Origin of the sequence: Sporolactobacillus sp. CQH2019 (assembly GCF_028765345.1) — a bacterium.
Lineage (GTDB): Bacteria > Bacillota > Bacilli > Bacillales > Sporolactobacillaceae > Sporolactobacillus.
This window is the reverse complement of record NZ_JARAJZ010000050.1, coordinates 1-480: the sequence shown is the minus strand read 5'-3', so window position 1 is coordinate 480 and position 480 is coordinate 1. Positions and strand designations below refer to the sequence as shown.

2 tRNA genes and 1 rRNA gene are annotated in these 480 nt (G+C 50.6%); all 3 read left to right on the top strand.

What is annotated here, in order from left to right:
* A 16S ribosomal RNA gene (locus tag OYT88_RS20750) occupies positions 1–57 on the top strand; the annotation flags it as partial.
* An 88-nt stretch (positions 58–145) separates the two neighbouring features.
* A tRNA-Ile gene (locus OYT88_RS20745) sits at positions 146–222 on the top strand.
* A gap of 5 nt (positions 223–227) precedes the next feature.
* A tRNA-Ala gene (locus tag OYT88_RS20740) sits at positions 228–303 on the top strand.
* Positions 304–480 lie beyond the last annotated feature (177 nt).

Sequence of the window (480 nt, the reverse complement as noted above, 5' to 3'; positions counted from 1 at the left end):
GGGGTGAAGTCGTAACAAGGTAGCCGTATCGGAAGGTGCGGCTGGATCACCTCCTTTCTAAGGAAAGCGGGTTTCTCAGCGCAGCGTTTGAGCTTTTGTTCGGTTTTGAAGGAGCCATTCCTTCAGCAATTTACTAAATTGGTGGGGGCCTGTAGCTCAGCCGGTTAGAGCGCACGCCTGATAAGCGTGAGGTCGGTGGTTCAAGTCCACTCAGGCCCACCATGTTTGGGGCCTTAGCTCAGCTGGGAGAGCGCCTGCTTTGCACGCAGGAGGTCAGGAGTTCGATCCTCCTAGGCTCCACCAATTACAATGGGCCGTTTAAAAATGTTTTTTTTAAACATCCTATAGAATATGCTCCTTGAAAACTGGATAGCGAAAGCAAACACAATTGTCAAGATTCATCCGAGTGTCTTGTGACGCAAGTCATGAGACGAAGTGGTTAAGCAAACAAGAGCGCACGGTGGATGCCTTGGCACTGGG